Origin of the sequence: Clostridium sp. 1001275B_160808_H3 (assembly GCF_015550425.1) — a bacterium.
In the GTDB taxonomy this organism is placed as follows: domain Bacteria; phylum Bacillota; class Clostridia; order Clostridiales; family Clostridiaceae; genus Clostridium.
Genome location: NZ_JADNAT010000013.1, coordinates 19,643 through 35,834 on the forward strand (window position 1 = coordinate 19,643; position 16,192 = coordinate 35,834).

Annotated in this window: 15 protein-coding genes and 1 pseudogene; 14 read left to right on the forward strand and 2 right to left on the reverse strand. The window is 26.9% G+C overall.

Features of this window, described 5'->3' with window-relative positions; all coding sequences use genetic code 11:
• The first annotated feature begins 26 nt into the window (after window positions 1-26).
• The 13 genes from I2A75_RS10900 (at window position 27) to scpB (ending at window position 13,762) form a co-directional block, all read left to right on the forward strand.
• On the forward strand, window positions 27-878 hold the full coding sequence (locus I2A75_RS10900) for an NAD(+)/NADH kinase (RefSeq protein ID WP_195264493.1): 852 nt from the start codon (window positions 27-29) through the stop codon (window positions 876-878).
• Between the two features lies 1 nt (window position 879).
• Complete coding sequence (locus I2A75_RS10905) at window positions 880-1,329, forward strand: arginine repressor (protein WP_195264494.1); 450 nt, start codon at window positions 880-882, stop codon at window positions 1,327-1,329.
• Window positions 1,330-1,347: 18 nt separating this feature from the next.
• On the forward strand, window positions 1,348-3,048 hold the full coding sequence (gene recN / locus I2A75_RS10910; protein ID WP_195264495.1) for a DNA repair protein RecN: 1,701 nt from the start codon (window positions 1,348-1,350) through the stop codon (window positions 3,046-3,048).
• A 182-nt stretch (window positions 3,049-3,230) separates the two neighbouring features.
• On the forward strand, window positions 3,231-4,421 hold the full coding sequence (gene spoIVB / locus I2A75_RS10915; RefSeq protein ID WP_195264496.1) for a SpoIVB peptidase: 1,191 nt from the start codon (window positions 3,231-3,233) through the stop codon (window positions 4,419-4,421).
• Between the two features lie 340 nt (window positions 4,422-4,761).
• Window positions 4,762-5,568, forward strand: coding sequence for a sporulation transcription factor Spo0A (gene spo0A, locus I2A75_RS10920; RefSeq protein WP_195264497.1), 807 nt, complete (start codon window positions 4,762-4,764; stop codon window positions 5,566-5,568).
• A 315-nt stretch (window positions 5,569-5,883) separates the two neighbouring features.
• Window positions 5,884-6,792 (forward strand): alpha/beta hydrolase, encoded by a 909-nt coding sequence (locus I2A75_RS10925; protein ID WP_195264498.1) that lies wholly within the window; start codon window positions 5,884-5,886, stop codon window positions 6,790-6,792.
• 226 nt (window positions 6,793-7,018) lie between these two features.
• Window positions 7,019-7,537, forward strand: a complete 519-nt coding sequence (locus I2A75_RS10930) for an NUDIX hydrolase (protein WP_195264499.1) — start codon at window positions 7,019-7,021, stop codon at window positions 7,535-7,537.
• Window positions 7,538-7,698: 161 nt separating this feature from the next.
• Window positions 7,699-8,334: a stage II sporulation protein M gene (gene spoIIM, locus I2A75_RS10935; RefSeq protein ID WP_195264500.1), complete on the forward strand. Its 636-nt coding sequence runs from the start codon at window positions 7,699-7,701 to the stop codon at window positions 8,332-8,334.
• Between the two features lie 70 nt (window positions 8,335-8,404).
• Complete coding sequence (locus tag I2A75_RS10940; protein ID WP_195264501.1) at window positions 8,405-9,283, forward strand: tyrosine-type recombinase/integrase; 879 nt, start codon at window positions 8,405-8,407, stop codon at window positions 9,281-9,283.
• Between the two features lie 198 nt (window positions 9,284-9,481).
• Window positions 9,482-10,786, forward strand: coding sequence for a pyrimidine-nucleoside phosphorylase (locus I2A75_RS10945; RefSeq protein ID WP_195264502.1), 1,305 nt, complete (start codon window positions 9,482-9,484; stop codon window positions 10,784-10,786).
• An 88-nt stretch (window positions 10,787-10,874) separates the two neighbouring features.
• Complete coding sequence (locus I2A75_RS10950) at window positions 10,875-12,095, forward strand: D-alanyl-D-alanine carboxypeptidase family protein (RefSeq protein WP_195264503.1); 1,221 nt, start codon at window positions 10,875-10,877, stop codon at window positions 12,093-12,095.
• Window positions 12,096-12,414: 319 nt separating this feature from the next.
• Window positions 12,415-13,161 (forward strand): segregation/condensation protein A, encoded by a 747-nt coding sequence (locus tag I2A75_RS10955; RefSeq protein WP_195264504.1) that lies wholly within the window; start codon window positions 12,415-12,417, stop codon window positions 13,159-13,161.
• Window positions 13,154-13,762: an SMC-Scp complex subunit ScpB gene (scpB, locus tag I2A75_RS10960; RefSeq protein WP_195264505.1), complete on the forward strand. Its 609-nt coding sequence runs from the start codon at window positions 13,154-13,156 to the stop codon at window positions 13,760-13,762. Before I2A75_RS10955 ends, scpB begins: the two co-directional genes overlap by 8 nt.
• 41 nt (window positions 13,763-13,803) lie before the next feature.
• On the opposite strand, the gene ytfJ is transcribed toward scpB, so the two are convergent.
• Both ytfJ and I2A75_RS10970 read right to left on the reverse strand, forming a co-directional pair.
• Window positions 13,804-14,286, reverse strand: a complete 483-nt coding sequence (gene ytfJ / locus I2A75_RS10965; RefSeq protein WP_195264506.1) for a GerW family sporulation protein — start codon at window positions 14,284-14,286, stop codon at window positions 13,804-13,806.
• 11 nt (window positions 14,287-14,297) lie between these two features.
• Entirely contained in the window at window positions 14,298-14,897 is a 600-nt protein-coding gene (locus I2A75_RS10970; protein WP_195264507.1) for a DUF2953 domain-containing protein, read from the reverse strand.
• Between the two features lie 250 nt (window positions 14,898-15,147).
• Between I2A75_RS10970 and I2A75_RS10975 the strand changes: the two are divergent.
• A pseudogene (locus I2A75_RS10975) lies at window positions 15,148-15,912 on the forward strand (D-alanyl-D-alanine carboxypeptidase family protein); the annotation flags it as partial.
• Between the last annotated feature and the right edge of the window lie 280 nt (window positions 15,913-16,192).

The following is a 16,192-nucleotide window of genomic DNA, read 5'->3' on the forward strand; positions in this document are numbered from 1 at the left end:
TTAATACAGTATAAGGGGGCGTGATTATGAAGAAAGTTGCCATTGCAATCAATCCATCTAAAGATAAAAATAATAAAATTGCTATGAAAGTAAAAGAAAAGCTTTATAAATATTTTAATAATGTAGAAATAATTATGTTAAATAGTTATGATATAATAAAATATGAATTTAAGGAGCTGCTTGATCTTATAATAGTTTTAGGTGGAGATGGAACTATCTTAAGTGTTGCTAGAGGTATAAATGGAAAATTAAATGTACCTATTTTAGGGATTAATATTGGGAATTTGGGCTTTTTATCAAGTATAGAAGTCTCTGAAATGGATAAAGCTTTTATAAAACTAAAAGAAGGGGATTATATTTCTCAAAGAAGGATGCTTTTAACATGCGATTTACCTCTAGAAGGCATAAAAAATGAATCATTGGCTCTAAACGATATAGTTGTAGCAAGAGGAACATTATCAAGAATGGTAAAGTTTCAGATATTTATAGATGGTAAAAGATATTATAATTTTAAAGGTGATGGATTAATTATAGCAACACCTACTGGATCAACGGCATATTCATTTTCAGCTGGAGGTCCCTTTATTTATCCAGATGTAGATGTAATAACTTTAACTCCAATTTGTCCTCATCCCAAAGGAATGCAAACAATTGTTTTAAATAGTAGTAGCGAAATTGAAATTAAAGCAGAAAATGAAGAAGAAGAAGTATATATAACTTTTGATGGACAAAAAGCTATAAAAACAACAAATCAAACTATAATAAAAATAAAAAAAGCAGAAGAATATGCAAATATAGTTTTGTTTGATGATTATGATTATTTTAAAGTACTACGGGCAAAAATTCTAAATAACTGGAAAGAATGTGAAGGTGATTAATTTGAAATCAAAAAGACATAATAAAATCTTAGAGATAATTAGTGAAAAAGATATAGAAACACAAGAAGAGCTTGCAGAAGAGTTAAAAATGGCAGGATTTGATGTAACGCAAGCAACAGTTTCTAGAGATATAAAAATACTAAAGTTAATAAAGATGCAAGGGGCTTCAGGAAATTACAGATATGTTGCATCATCTAAGGAATCAAAGGATATAAATGATAAGTTATCGAGCATTTTATCAAATGCTGCTGTATCAGTAGAAAATGTAGATAAATTTGTTGTTGTAAAGACACTAACTGGATCTGCTATGGCAGTTGCTGAAGCAATAGATACATTATTTGATACAGAAGTTGCAGGAACAATTGCTGGAGATAATACAATCTTTATCTTAGTAAGAAGTTTAGATAAAGCTGAAGAATTAGTAGAGAAAGTTAGAAAAATGATTTTATAAAATTAAAGGTGATATAATATGTTATTACAATTAAATATAAAGAACTTTGCTTTAATTCAGGAATTAAGTGTTGAATTTGGAAAAGGCTTTAATATATTATCAGGAGAAACAGGTGCTGGTAAATCTATATTAATTGATACTATAGATTATGTTTTAGGTGGAAAATTTTCAAAGGATTTAATAAGATATGGGGAAGAGAAAACTTTTGTTGAAGCAATATTTTCACTTGAAAATGAAGAGATCATTGAAGTTTTAAAAGAGCTAGATATTGAATATGAAGAAATATTAATAATTTCAAGAGAAACAACTTTATCTGGTAAAAGCATAATAAAAGTAAATGGAAAATCAGTAGTACTTTCATATCTAAGGAAAATAAGAGAAAAACTATTAGATATACATGGGCAACATCAAAATCAGAATTTACTAAATAGAGCGTTTCACATATATTATTTAGATGATTTTATAGGAGAAGAATTAAATCCATATTTAGAAAAGTTTGAAGACTTAAGAAAAGAACAAAATTTGATTTTAGAAAAGATAAAAGAGTTAAATGGTAATGCAGATAGAGAAAAGTTAGTGGATTATATAAAATTTCAAATTGATGATATAGAAAAAGCTAAATTAAAAGTTGGTGAAGAAGAAAGTTTAAATGAGGAATTTAATTTGCTTTCAAATGCTGAAAAAATTTCTTTAGCTCTAAGTAAAACCTATTCTGTTTTAGATAATCCAATGGAAGGTATTTCAGTTATTGAAGGAATATCAAAAGCTGTTAATGAATTATCAATAGTTGAAAAGCATTTTGAAAAATTAATAGATAAAAGAGAAAGAATGGAAGAAGCCCTTTACACTTTAGAGGAAATTTCAAGAGAAGTAAGAGATTTATCATCTGAAATTTATTATGATGAATTTGAATTAGAAAAGATAAATTCTAGAATATATGAAATTAGTTTATATAAGAAAAAATACGGGGAATCAGTAGAAGAAATTTTGAGTTATTTAGAAAAGTTAAAATTACAATATGATGAACTAATTAATTCTGAAGAAATAATTAAAGAATTAAATTTAAAAAAAGAAAAATTAGAAGAAGAAATGAGACAAGTTTCTGAAGAAATGCATAATATAAGAGAAAAAAATTCTGCGAATCTTGAAGAAAAAGTAAAGTATGAGCTATCTTATATTGGAATGGAAAAAGCAGAAATTAAAATATCAATAGAAAAATGTGAGTCATTTAATTCTAGAGGATTTGATGAAGTTATATTTCTGATTTCTACAAATCCAGGAGAACCTTTAAAACCACTAGAAAAAGTTCTTTCAGGTGGTGAGCTTTCAAGAATTATGTTAGCACTTAAATGTGTTTTTGTTGATAAGGATAAAATACCAACTCTTATTTTTGATGAAATAGATACTGGAATAAGTGGAACTATAGCTAAAAGAGTTGGAGAAAAAATGTATGAAGTTTCTACTAAACATCAAGTGTTGTGTATAACGCATTTACCTCAAATAGCAGCACTTTCTGATTGTCATTATTTTGTATCAAAAAAAGTTGAAAATGAAAAAACATTTACACAAATCAGAACTTTAGATAAATATGACAAAGTTAAAGAAATTGCAAAAATGACCAGTGGAGATGAAGTAAGTGATGTTACTTTAGAAAATGCTTCAGAAATGGTCGCTTTTGCAGAGTTAAAAAAACAAGAAATATTAAAAAGTTATTCATAAATATGATACATAACTTAATAAAAAAATGAATACACTAAAATCATGGTTATTTACCATGATTTTATTTTTTTATATTTTTGTAGTTATATCTTTAAAATTTTTAACGTTTTTAACAAACTTAATACAGCATATAAGAATGTAGATGAGGGAAAGTTAAATACAGAAGCAAAGGAGGAGATGATATGAGGATGAAAAAGTTAAAATATTTAGGCGTAATAATAACTCCAATGTTGATTCTGGGTTTAATTACTTTCTTTAGCTTAAGTAGTATTCCAGAAAAAATATATGTAAATGAAGCTTCTTCAACTTCTGATGTAGTACTATCAGATAATATATTTATGAAGAACAGCAAAATAAAGAAGGATGAGCTTCAAGTAAAACTTTTAGGTCTTATTCCTATTAAGTCTGTTGCAGTATCTAAAGTGAATGATTTAGAGGTGTATCCAGGTGGAACAAGTGTTGGAATAAAGTTATCAACTAAAGGTGTTTTAGTTGTGGGACATTCTGATATAGAATCATTAGAAGGTAAGGTTGAAAGTCCTGCCAAAAATTCAGGTATAGAACTTGGAGATGTACTTATAAAGATTAACGGAGAGGAAATACAAAGCTCAAAGGATTTATCAAAAAAAATTAAAAATCTAGATAATTCTAAAATAAATGTTGATTATCTTAGAAATGGTAATATAGAAAGCAAAGAAATAGATTTACAAAAAGAAAATAATGAGTATAAATTAGGGCTTTGGGTTAGAGATTCAACTGCAGGAATAGGAACATTAACATTTTATGATAAAAATACTTCAATATTTGGTGCTTTAGGGCATCCTATAACAGATGGTGATACTAATAAACCTTTTACAGTAAGAAATGGAGATTTATTAAATTCTTCAGTAATAAGTGTTAGAAAAGGAGAAAAAGGCTCACCAGGAGAATTAAAAGGATTATTTGTGAATGAAAAAGAAAGTTTAGCTAAAATAGAAAAGAATACAGAAGCGGGTATATTTGGTGAAGCAAGTATTGACTTGGTTAATGAAAGTTTTAATAAACCATTAAAAGTAGGATTTAGAAATGAGATAAAAGAAGGAGCAGCACAGATTATAACAACAATAGATGAAAATGGTCCTAAAATGTATGATATAGAAATAGTAAAATTATTACCTCAAGAGGAACCTGGACCTAAGAGTATGGTAATAAAAGTTACAGATGAAGAACTTCTAGAAAAAACAGGTGGAATAGTTCAAGGAATGAGTGGAAGCCCTATTATTCAAAATGATAAATTAGTTGGAGCGGTAACTCATGTATTAATAAATAAACCAGATGTAGGTTATGGAATATATATTGAATGGATGCTAAAAGATGCAGGGATAATTGAATAAAATATTAGTAAATTTGAATAGTTTTATAATACTTTTAGTGTTATAATTATATAAAATGGTAAGGGTATATTAGTACTCTTATCATTTTTGCTGTCAGAAAAATGAAATTTATCTATATAAAAAATAAATATTATAATAAAATTTTGAAAAAAATGTAAAAAAACTATTAAAATCAAATAAATTGTGTTATAATGATATTAATTAATCTTGAAAAGGATTGTTTTTTTCTGTTATGTCTATATATAATATTTATAGATGAATTTTAAAAGATAAATTTTTAAAAGAACTTAGTATGTACTCGGATTAATTCGAGTATTTTGGGAAGATGGGGGAGAAAAGTATGAATGATTCAAAAATTTCAGTTTTAATAGCTGATGATAACAAGGAGTTTTGCAGTATCTTAAACGATTATTTATTAAATCAAAGAGATATTATAGTTACTGCAGTTGCTAAGGATGGAAGGGAAGCCTTAGCTCTTATAGAGGAAAAACAACCAGATTTAGTAGTTTTAGATATAATCATGCCACATTTAGATGGTCTAGGAGTGCTTGAAAAATTAAACTCAATGAATTTAGAAAAAATGCCAAGAATTATAGTTCTTTCTGCAGTTGGACAAGATAAAATTACGCAAAGAGCTATTACTTTAGGTGCTGATTATTATGTTGTAAAACCTTTCGATATGGATGTTTTCACTAAGAGAATAAGAGAAATGTTTAATGGATCTTCAAACGAAGTAATTAGGAAACAATCTACTGTAATAGAACAAGAAGTTAAGCATCAATCTAGAGGACCAGTAGATTTAGAAACTGAAATTACAAGCATAATCCATGAAATTGGGGTGCCTGCTCATATTAAGGGATATATGTATTTAAGAGAAGCAATTACAATGGTTGTTAACGATATGGAATTATTGTCTGCTGTTACAAAGGAATTATATCCATCAATAGCTAAAAAGTATAACACAACAGCTTCAAGAGTTGAAAGAGCAATAAGACACGCTATCGAAGTTGCTTGGGGAAGAGGCCAAGTTGATGCTATTAACAAGCTATTTGGATATACAATTCACAATGAAAAAGGTAATCCAACTAATAGTGAATTCATAGCAATCATAGCTGACAAGCTAAGACTTAAGAATAAAGTTAGCTAATACTTATTAAAGTCAGTAAAATGGCTGTTGAACAAGTAATTTGAAAAAGTTAAATCTATGTTGTTTATAGCAACAAAGTATATTTTATACTAATAAATTAATATTAACTTAAGTAGACAGAACACTTTCTATCAGTTGGGTTTATTCCATACTGTTTAGGAGGTGTTTTTTATTTAATAAAATTCTAGAGCTTGGAAAGAAAATGCACATTTATATTATAATTATTTATTAAATTTTTGTAAATAAATGATATACTAATACTATGAGTAAATTAAAGGCTCACAGGAAGTGAGTCAGATTATGAGAGGTAATGTTATGGATTCAATTATCAAATATACATATGATGATATGCCAAAGGTAACAAATTATCCAAGAAGAACAAAGGTAATAAAAGGCGATAAAAAAAATGTAAGAGCGTTTATTGGAAAGGATATAGTTTACTGTGAAAAAGATGGTATGGAATTAAAATTAAGATTTATTTATCCAGAACAGCTTAAAGAAAATGAAAAGTATCCTTTATTTCTTCATGTTCAAGGGTCTGCATGGATGAAACAAGATTTAAATGAGCATGTTTTGGATTTTAAAGATATTGTTACTAGTGGATATGTATTAGCTATTGTTGAGTATCGTCCAAGTAATGTTGCATTATTTCCAGGACAAGTATTAGATACAAAATGTGCAATGAGATATATTCAAAAGCATAGTAATGAGTTAAATATTGATATAAATAATGTATTTATATCAGGTGATTCAAGCGGAGGACATACTGCTTCTTTATGTTGGGCAACTTGGAATAATTATAAAATAGATTATACAAATGAACTGTTATGTGACGTAAGGGGATTTATAAATCTGTATGGAGTAAGTAATTTGGCTACTATGAATAAATATTGTTCAGCTTTTGATCATGAAAGAAATTCACCGGCAACTGATATAATTGGGGTTGATTGTCTTTCAGATAATTTGGATTTAGCATTACAAGCTTCACCTATTTTTTATATTAATGATTATTCAAATGATGATCCACTATTAATAATTCATGGCAATAAAGATAGAGTTGTTCCATTTGAACAAAGTATTGAGTTGTACGAAAAGTGTTCAAGTCATAATAAGAATGTAGATTTTTATTGTGTAGATGATGCAGATCATGGCGGCAGTTTGTTTTATTGCAAAGATACAATTGATATAATTATTAGTTTTTTAAGAAAATATACCAATAAATAAGAGTTCGGAATAAGTATGATTTTTAAAGAGAAAGTCGAAGATATTAAAGATTTTATTAAATTATTATAATAATTTGTTAATGGTTAATTTAAAGTAGAATTAAAATTATACATATAAATATAATGAATTATTTAAATAATTAACTAGTCAAAGCAGCAGTAATTAGCCTAGAATTACTATGATTAATTTTATTAAGAAAATTTTTATGAATATGAGGAGAAATATAATGGATTTAACTGAAAAGATATTAAATGAAAAATTAATTCATAAAGGAAATTTTATAGATTTTGTAAATATTGATGTAGAGTTACCTAATGGTAAAAATAGCAATAGAGATATTATAAAACATCCAGGAGCTTGTGCAGTTATAGCATTTCTAGATTCTGAAAATATAATATTAGTAGAACAATTTAGATTACCATTAAATAAGATATTATTAGAAATACCAGCAGGAAAGCTTAATAAAAATGAAAATCCAATGGAGTGTGCAAAAAGAGAATTGCAAGAAGAAACTGGATATATTGCAAAAGAAATAGAATTTTTAGGTTCTATTGCAACAGCACCTGGTTTTTGTGATGAAATTATACATTTATATAAGGCTTGGGATTTATCTTTAGGTGAAAAAAATGAGGATGAAGACGAGTTTACAAGTGTAAAAATATTAAATATAAATAATGTTAAAGAAATGATAAAAAAAGGTGAAATAATTGATGGTAAAACCATAAGTGTATTTTCATACTTATAAACTTTAATATGATAAAAATAAATGGAGATAAACTATTACTTGTAGTTTATCTCTATTTTTTTATTTTTTTTATAAAAAAATATTTTACATATATTCAATTATGAATAATGAGGAAACTTTAAACATATTATGTTCTATAGCAACTATGGAGGAGGAATAATATGAATTTAATAGAAAAGTTGAATTCAAACTTTAGAGAAAATAAAATATTTTATTTACTTGTATTAACTTTTTTCTTTGTAGGTATACTACTAGGTTCATATACCATAAAATATATGGATGGAGTAGATGCAAAGGATTTAGCTGATTACTTTACAGGATTCATTAAAAGTATAAATGTTGAAGAGGTAAAAACAAATGAATTGCTTATAAGCATAATAAAAAATAATATAGTGATTATTTTACTTATAATAGCACTAGGATTTACTGTCTTTGGAGCACCTATAATTTTAATAATAGATTTAATAAAGGGATTTACTTTAGGTTATACCTTTAGTTTTTTATTAACTACCTTTGAAGGTAAAGGTGTTTGGCTTGCTCTAGCATCGACAGTTCCGCAAAACATATTTTATATACCTTTCTTTATAGGTATAAGTATTATTTCTTTAGAATTATCTTCAGTAAAGTTAAAAGAAAAGTTTTTTAATGGAATTGGAAGTAGTAAGTTGATGTTTAATGGACTAGTAATGAAATTAAGTTTCTTTGTTATCCTATTTGCCATAGGGGTTATAATTGAGTGCTATATGAGCCCAGGGTTAATAAAAATGGTAGTAACGAAAGTTTATAAATTAACCTAATCCAATGAAAATAAAGAAGGAATAAGAATTTTTTTGTCGAATTAATAATGTATTAGGATAGGGGAGAATTATGAAAGAAATTGTAAATAATTATAAGGAAGCTTTATTAAAAAGTCATAAAAGTGAAAACACTGTTTATGCCTATGTAACTGATGTAAACTTATATGTTAAGTATTTAAAGAGTAAAAATATGAGTATTGATGAAACGGATAATGTATCAGTACTTGGATATATACAATACTTACTTAGTCAAGGTAAGTCTGAAAGATCGATAAATAGAATAGTTATAAGTCTGAGAAGTTTTTATAATTATTTGAAAGATCAAAAAGTTGTAAGTGAAATACCTAAGATATATTATAAGAATACAACTACAACTAAAAAGTTGCCTGAAATATTAACTATAGATGAGGTAGACAGAATAATTAAAATTGTAGATAAAGATTGCAATAAGGGAATAAGGGATAATGCTTTATTGGAACTTATGTATGCTACTGGAATGAAGGTTTCAGAGATAATTGGATTAAATGTTGAGGATGTTAACTTAGAATTAAACTTTGTAAAATGTCATGATAATAAAAATTATGAGAGGCTTATTCCAATTGGAAGAAGTGCTACAGAAGCATTGAAGGAATATTTAAAAATAAGAGATCAAATTGCATCTGCAGGAGTTGATACCCTATTTGTTAATTTAAATGGAAATCATTTAACAAGACAAGGTGTATGGAGAATAGTAAAAGAATATTCCCATAAAGCAGGAATTAAAAAAGAAGTTAATTTAAATACTTTTAGACACTCTTTTGCGGTACATTTATTACAAAATGGAGCTAATGTAAGAGCTGTGCAAAAACTTTTAGGAAATCAAGTTCTAACTTATATGGACACATATTATGAAATAATTAATAATGATAAAATAAATATTGTATATAAAAATTCCCATCCTAGAGCATAATAATATGGAATATTTATATGAAATAATATAATTTAAGAAGTTAGATAAATTAAAAGTATTAAATTAAGAATTTTAAAATACAAAAAGAATGTAAAGTAGCTTCTAGAAATTAAGAAAAGCAAATTTATTATTGCAATATAGCAAATTAAATAGATAAAAATTTTAAAATAATATACTAAAGTAGGAGGTCATGTTCTTATGAGAATGTATGACATTATATTAAAAAAAAGAAAAGGTCTAGAATTATCTAAAGAAGAAATTGAGTTTTTTGTAAATGGATTTACAAATGGAGAAGTTCCAGATTATCAAGCATCAGCATTACTTATGGCTATATTTTTTAATAAGATGAATAAAAGAGAAACTGCAGATTTAACTATGGCAATGGTCGATTCAGGAGATAAAATTGATTTATCTTCAATAAATGGAGTAAAGGTAGATAAGCATTCTACTGGTGGAGTTGGAGATAAGACCAGCATTTGTTTAACACCATTAGTTGCATCACTTGGAGTTCCAGTTGCTAAGATGTCTGGTAGAGGGTTAGGGCATACTGGTGGAACTATTGATAAATTAGAAGCATTTAATGGATTTTCGGTAGAACTTTCTGAAGAAACATTTATAAAAAATTCAAATACAATAGGGATAGCATTAACTGGACAAACAGGAAATATTGCTCCAGCTGATAAGAAAATATATGCCCTTAGAGATGTTACAGCAACAGTAGACAATATGTCATTAATAGCATCAAGTATAATGAGTAAAAAAATTGCTTCAGGAGCAGATGCTATAGTATTAGATGTAAAAGTTGGAGATGGAGCATTTATGAAGACTCCTGAAGATGCTAAAGATCTAGCAAGAGAAATGGTTGATATAGGAAGTTCAGTAGGAAGAAAAACTATAGGTATAATTTCAGATATGGATCAACCTTTAGGATATGCAATAGGTAATTCTCTTGAAGTTAAAGAAGCTATAGAATTATTAAAAGGAAATGGACCTAAAGATTTATTAGAATTAACATTAACTTTAGGTAGTTATATGCTTGTTTGTGGAAATAAAGCAAGAAACTTCGAAGAAGGTAAGGCATTATTACTAGAAAATATTAATAATGGTAAGGGATTAAAAAAACTTAAGGAATTTGTTAAGGCCCAAGGTGGAGATGAAAGTTTTGTAGATGATACTAATAAATTCCCTAAAGCAAAATATATAGTTGAAGTAAAAGCCACTCAAGAGGGTGTGATTTCAAAAATAAATGCAGAAGCCTTTGGGTTAATTGCAATGGAACTTGGAGCAGGAAGAGAAACTAAGGAAAGTACAATAGATCTATCTGTAGGTATAGTTTTAAATAAAAAAAGAGGTGAAAAAGTAAAAGAGGGGGATATACTAGCTTATATTCATAGTAATGATGAAAGTAACATAAAAAAAGCTAAGAATGATATAATTAAGAACATGATTATATCTAACTCTCTAGATAAGGAAATTCCTCTAATATATGATGTTATAGAATAAATAAAAAAATATGATAAGAAGAATTTAGTTCTTTTTATCATATTTTTATTTTTATTGGTAATAATAAGCTTTGAAGGGAGGCAATATAATGAATAAAAAATTTATGAATAAAGTTGTCGCAATTGTTTTAAGTTTATTATCTATATCTGTAGTTCCAGTAAAGGCAGATATAGAACCATATGATATGTCTATAGAAACTTATGAAGAATGGACTACAGAGGTTTTTAGTGATGAAGGAATAAATGTAGATGCGAGATCAGCATTATTAATAGAGCCAACAAGTGGAAAAATTCTTTATGAGAAAAATATCGATGAAAAATTTGCTCCAGCATCTGTAACAAAAATAATGACTATGCTTTTAACTATGGAAGCTGTAGATAGCGGAAAGATAACATTACAAGATAAGGTAACATGTAGCGAAAATGCTAAGAAAATGGGTGGAAGCACAATGCTCCTAGATACAGGAGAAATAAGAACAGTAGAAGAATTATTAAAAGGTGTTGCCATTGCATCTGGGAATGATGCTGCTGTAGCATTAGCTGAATATTTAGGTGGAACAGAAGAAGCTTTTGTAGAAATGATGAATAAAAGAGCTCAAGAATTAGGTATGGCTAATACAACATTTAAAAATTGTAATGGCTTACCTACAGAAGGTCATTTATCTACAGCAAGAGATATATCAATAATGTCCTTGGAGCTTTTAAAACATCCAACAATATTAAAATATTCAGGAATTTATATGGAAACTATATCTGAAGGAAGAAAATCACCTATAGAATTAGTTAATCATAATAAGCTTGTAAGATTTTTTGAAGGTTGCGATGGGTTAAAAACAGGATATACTGAAGAAGCAAAATACTGTATTTCTGCAACAGCAACTAGAAATGGTGTTAGAATGCTATCTGTTATTATGGGAGCACCAACATATAAGGTAAGAAATAGAGATGCAGGAATGCTTTTAAATTATGGATTCTCTAAATTTGAAGGTAAAAAGATTTTATCCAAGGATGAAGATGTAGAGAATATTTATTTAAGCAAACAAACTGATAAGTTCTTAGTTGCTAGAGCAAAGGAAGATTTAGTTGCAATAGTACCAAAGGGAACAAATACAGAATTAGAAAAGAGAATAGTAATAGATGAAGTTAAAAAGGAATATAAGCAAGGAGATGTCGTAGGTAAATGTGAAGTTTATCTAGGAGAAGAAAAGATTGGAGAAGTAGAATTATATTCAGATAGAGATATAAAACTTGGTGGAATATTTGAAAACTTCAAATTCAATATGAAAAACATGTTTAAAAAAGGAGTATAGTAAAAATAATTATATTTTAAAATATACATAATGAAATATCGGATATTAAGTGAAAATACTTATATCCGATATTTTATATTTTCTATCATTTGCAAAGCAAAAGAATTAAGGAGAAAATCCCTGTTGGGTTTTTAAATAAAAGTATTTTTCATATATAATTTAAGTTCCGTGTAGCAAAACATCATAAACGTTTCATTATTCATTCTTAACTTTTCACTTTAAAATTGCTTTGCAATTTTAAACAAAGGTTGTTCTTTACTATTAAAATTGATATTATATATTAGAAGGAATATAGCATTATCAAAGGCGGATGATATTTATGGAAATGCCAAAAGTAAAGGTAGCAAACTTTGAAGGTCCATTTGACTTGCTGCTGCATTTAATTAAAAAAAATGAAATGGATATTTACAATGTAGAGATATATAAAATTACTAGTCAATATTTAAAATATTTAGATGATATGAAAATTATGGATTTAGAGATTACATCAGAATTTATAGTAGTTGCAGCTACTCTTATAGAAATAAAATCTAAAAAGCTATTGCCTAATATTAAGGTTTCAGAAGAAAATGAAGAAGACATAGAAAAAAATCTTATGGAAAAGCTTATAGAATACAAGAAAATTAAAGGTGCTGCTTTATTCTTTAGAGAAAAATACATAAATTCTGGAGATATATATACAAAAAAGCCAGAAATAATTGAAGAAATCAAAAGTGATAAAAAAGAAGAAGATATATTTAAAAATATTACGTTACTTGATCTTTACAATATTTATAATAAGTTAATAGAAAATTTCCTTATGAAACAAAATAAAGAAAATGTAATTCAAAGAAAAATTTATGTAGATAAATATAAGATTGAAGATAAAATGGACGAGCTATTACGTAATATTGAAAATGAAAAAATTGTTAAATTTAGAGATATAATAAGAGAAAGCGAATGTAAGTTAGAAGCTGTAGTAACATTTTTAGCTCTTCTTGAACTTATAAAGCTTAGAATGATCAAAGCTTATCAAAATGACAATTTTGATGACATATTAATTGAAAGGAGAAAATTAAGTGAATAAAACTGAAATTGGGCAATATGAATTTGAAGAAATTTCATCAAAGCCTAAAATAAAATCTGCAATAGAAGCGTTATTATTTGTAAGTGGAGAACCTTTAACTCTTAAGGATTTAAGTAATTCTATAGAAGTTTCACCTAAAATAATATCAAATATTTTAAATGAAATGATCTTAGATTATGAAGAAGAAAAAAGGGGAATAAAATTAATATCAATAAATGGTGAATATCAACTAGTTAGTAAGGCTGAAAATAGTGATTATATACAAAAGTTACTAAAAAAGAATAAGAGACAATCTTTGTCACAAGCTTCTTTAGAAAGTTTAGCTATAATTGCGTATAAGCAACCTATAACTAGAGTTGATATAGATGAAATAAGAGGAGTAAAATCTGAAAGTGCTATTAATAAATTATTAGAAAAAGATTTAATAAAAGAAGTTGGAAGATTAGATGTTCCTGGAAGACCTATTTTATTTGGAACGACTGAAGAATTTTTAAGACAATTTGGATTAAAAGAATTAAATGAATTGCCATCTTTAGACTTGTATTCAGAAAATGATGAAGCAACAGTAGAGATTATGAATGATATGATGAAAGAAATATAAGATATATTTTAGAATTTTTCTAAAATATATCTTATAAATTTCTAGAACAGATTGTTAGAAGATGAATCACTATCATCACATGGGTTACAATTACATACTGTATCTTCAACATTAGAATTTTGAGAATTTGATTTCTTTTTATCATTATTAAAGAAGTTTTTAAACATATCAAGGATTTGAGGGACAGAATCAACGATTCTATCATATGTATTATTTTGATCAACAGGAAGAAGCCTTACGGCATCATCTCTAAGAACTAAAAATGCAACAGGTTTAACTGTAACACCAGCTCCAGAACCACCACCAAAAGGGTGCTTAGCTTCTTTATCAGGAGCTGGACTGCATTGATTTCCAAATTCACTTCCTCCAGATGCAAAACCAAAGGTTACTTTTGATATTGGGATTATATAGCTACCATCACGTGTTTCTACGGCTTCCCCAATAACTGTATTAACATCTATCATATCTCTTAGATTTTCCATGGTACTTCTCATTAAATTTTCAACAGGATGTTCATTTGACATAATATATCTCCCTATTCGGGAGTCACCTCCTTAATTTCAAAAGATTTATATATTAAAAATAATATATATATAATATTAGCAACATTAAAGTAAAATATACTAGTTATACCAAAATATATGGTATTGACATTGAATTTAGGAGTAATATTAAGTTTTATATCCTTAACTTTAAATACTTTTTCTAATATTAATCTAAGTAATGTTGGAGTATTACATAATAATCCATAAAGAATTGCGCAAAATGCAGCATCATCAATACCAAAAGTTAAGTGCCCATTTATTTTTATAAATGGTTTAAATTTATTACAAGAAATATTGGTATATAACTTTCGTATCGATATTTTCTTCATAACTTTTTTACGTTTAAGGGGTGAGGATTTAATGGCTTTTTTATTTTTATATTCTATTGTAGTTTCTTTTTTTAAATCTATATTAGTTTTATTAATTAGTTTTTTTAATAATTTATTTTCAACACCGTTATTTGATGAAAAAATATTTAAATTAAACAATTTTAATTTAAATATACCTTCCTTAAAACTAATTTCAATCTTCATTGGTATAGGAAAAATCAGTAGTAATATAATAATTAAAAGTGTTAATATTAAAGCCATTTTCACACTCCTTTCTATGTTATTCTAATAATTACTATAATTAAAAATAAAAAAATAACAAAAAAATGTTTAAAAAATAACTTTTAGAACAAACTACTCATAGATGGTTAGTGTAGAGGGTGATTTTATGAAAGTTTTAAAAAAAGTTATTTTTACTATTTTATTAGTATTATTGACATTACAATGGAATATTTATTCAGTAAAAGCATTTATTGATGATGATGTAGATATGGATGATGAGACAGTAGAAATGCTTGATGAAGATTATATTGATATTGACGGAAATAAAGTTGACAGTAAACTTCCATTAAGGGTTTCGGCTAGAAATGCCATAGCTATAGATGCAGAAAGTAGGCAAGTACTATGGAATCAAAGTGGATATGAAATTGTTCCAATGGCCAGTACTACTAAAATTTTGACATCCCTTATAGCAATAAATTATGGAGATTTAGATAGAATAGTAACCATCAGTAAAAATGCTTCATCTATTAGGGGTTCAACTGTAGGATATAAAGCTGGTGAAGAAATAACAATGAGAGAATTGTTATTTGGATTAATGTTTAGATCTGGTAATGATGCTGCGATTGCAATAGCAGAAGATATAGGCGGATCAGTAGAAAATTTTTCTAATATAATGAATGATTTTGCAAGAAGTTTAGGAATTATAGATTCACATTTTGAATCACCTCATGGACTAGATAGTGCAAAACATTATTCTTCGGCATATGATTTAGCAATTTTAACAGCTAAGGGAATGGAATATGATGTTTTTAGAGAAATTGTAGGAGAAAAAGTTATATATAAAGATAAATATAATTTTACAAGAGATTATCAAAATATAAACAAAATATTGTATAGAATACCTGGTGCAAATGGGGTAAAGACAGGATATACAGGCGGAGCAGGGAAATGCTTAGTTTCATCTGTTAACCACAATGGAAGAAATATTATTATTGTTGTTTTAAATTGTGTAGATAGATGGAATGTAACAGAAAAAATCTTTAATTATGTTATAAGCACAAATACTTTTGCAGAAATATCTAATAAAGATATATTACAAAAAGAAAATCTTGCAGGATTGGGTAATATAATACAAGAAGAAGATATAACTTATGGATATAAAGAAAAGGATATAGTTGAAGTAGAGGTGTTTAATAGGACTTCGGATGTTGAAACTGGAGATATACTAGGGAAAATATCAATAAAAGATGAAAAACAAGAAAAAAATAAATTTCCGTTAATAAGCAATATAAATATGAGTAAAGAAGAGTTTGAAAATATAATCTTTAAAAAGT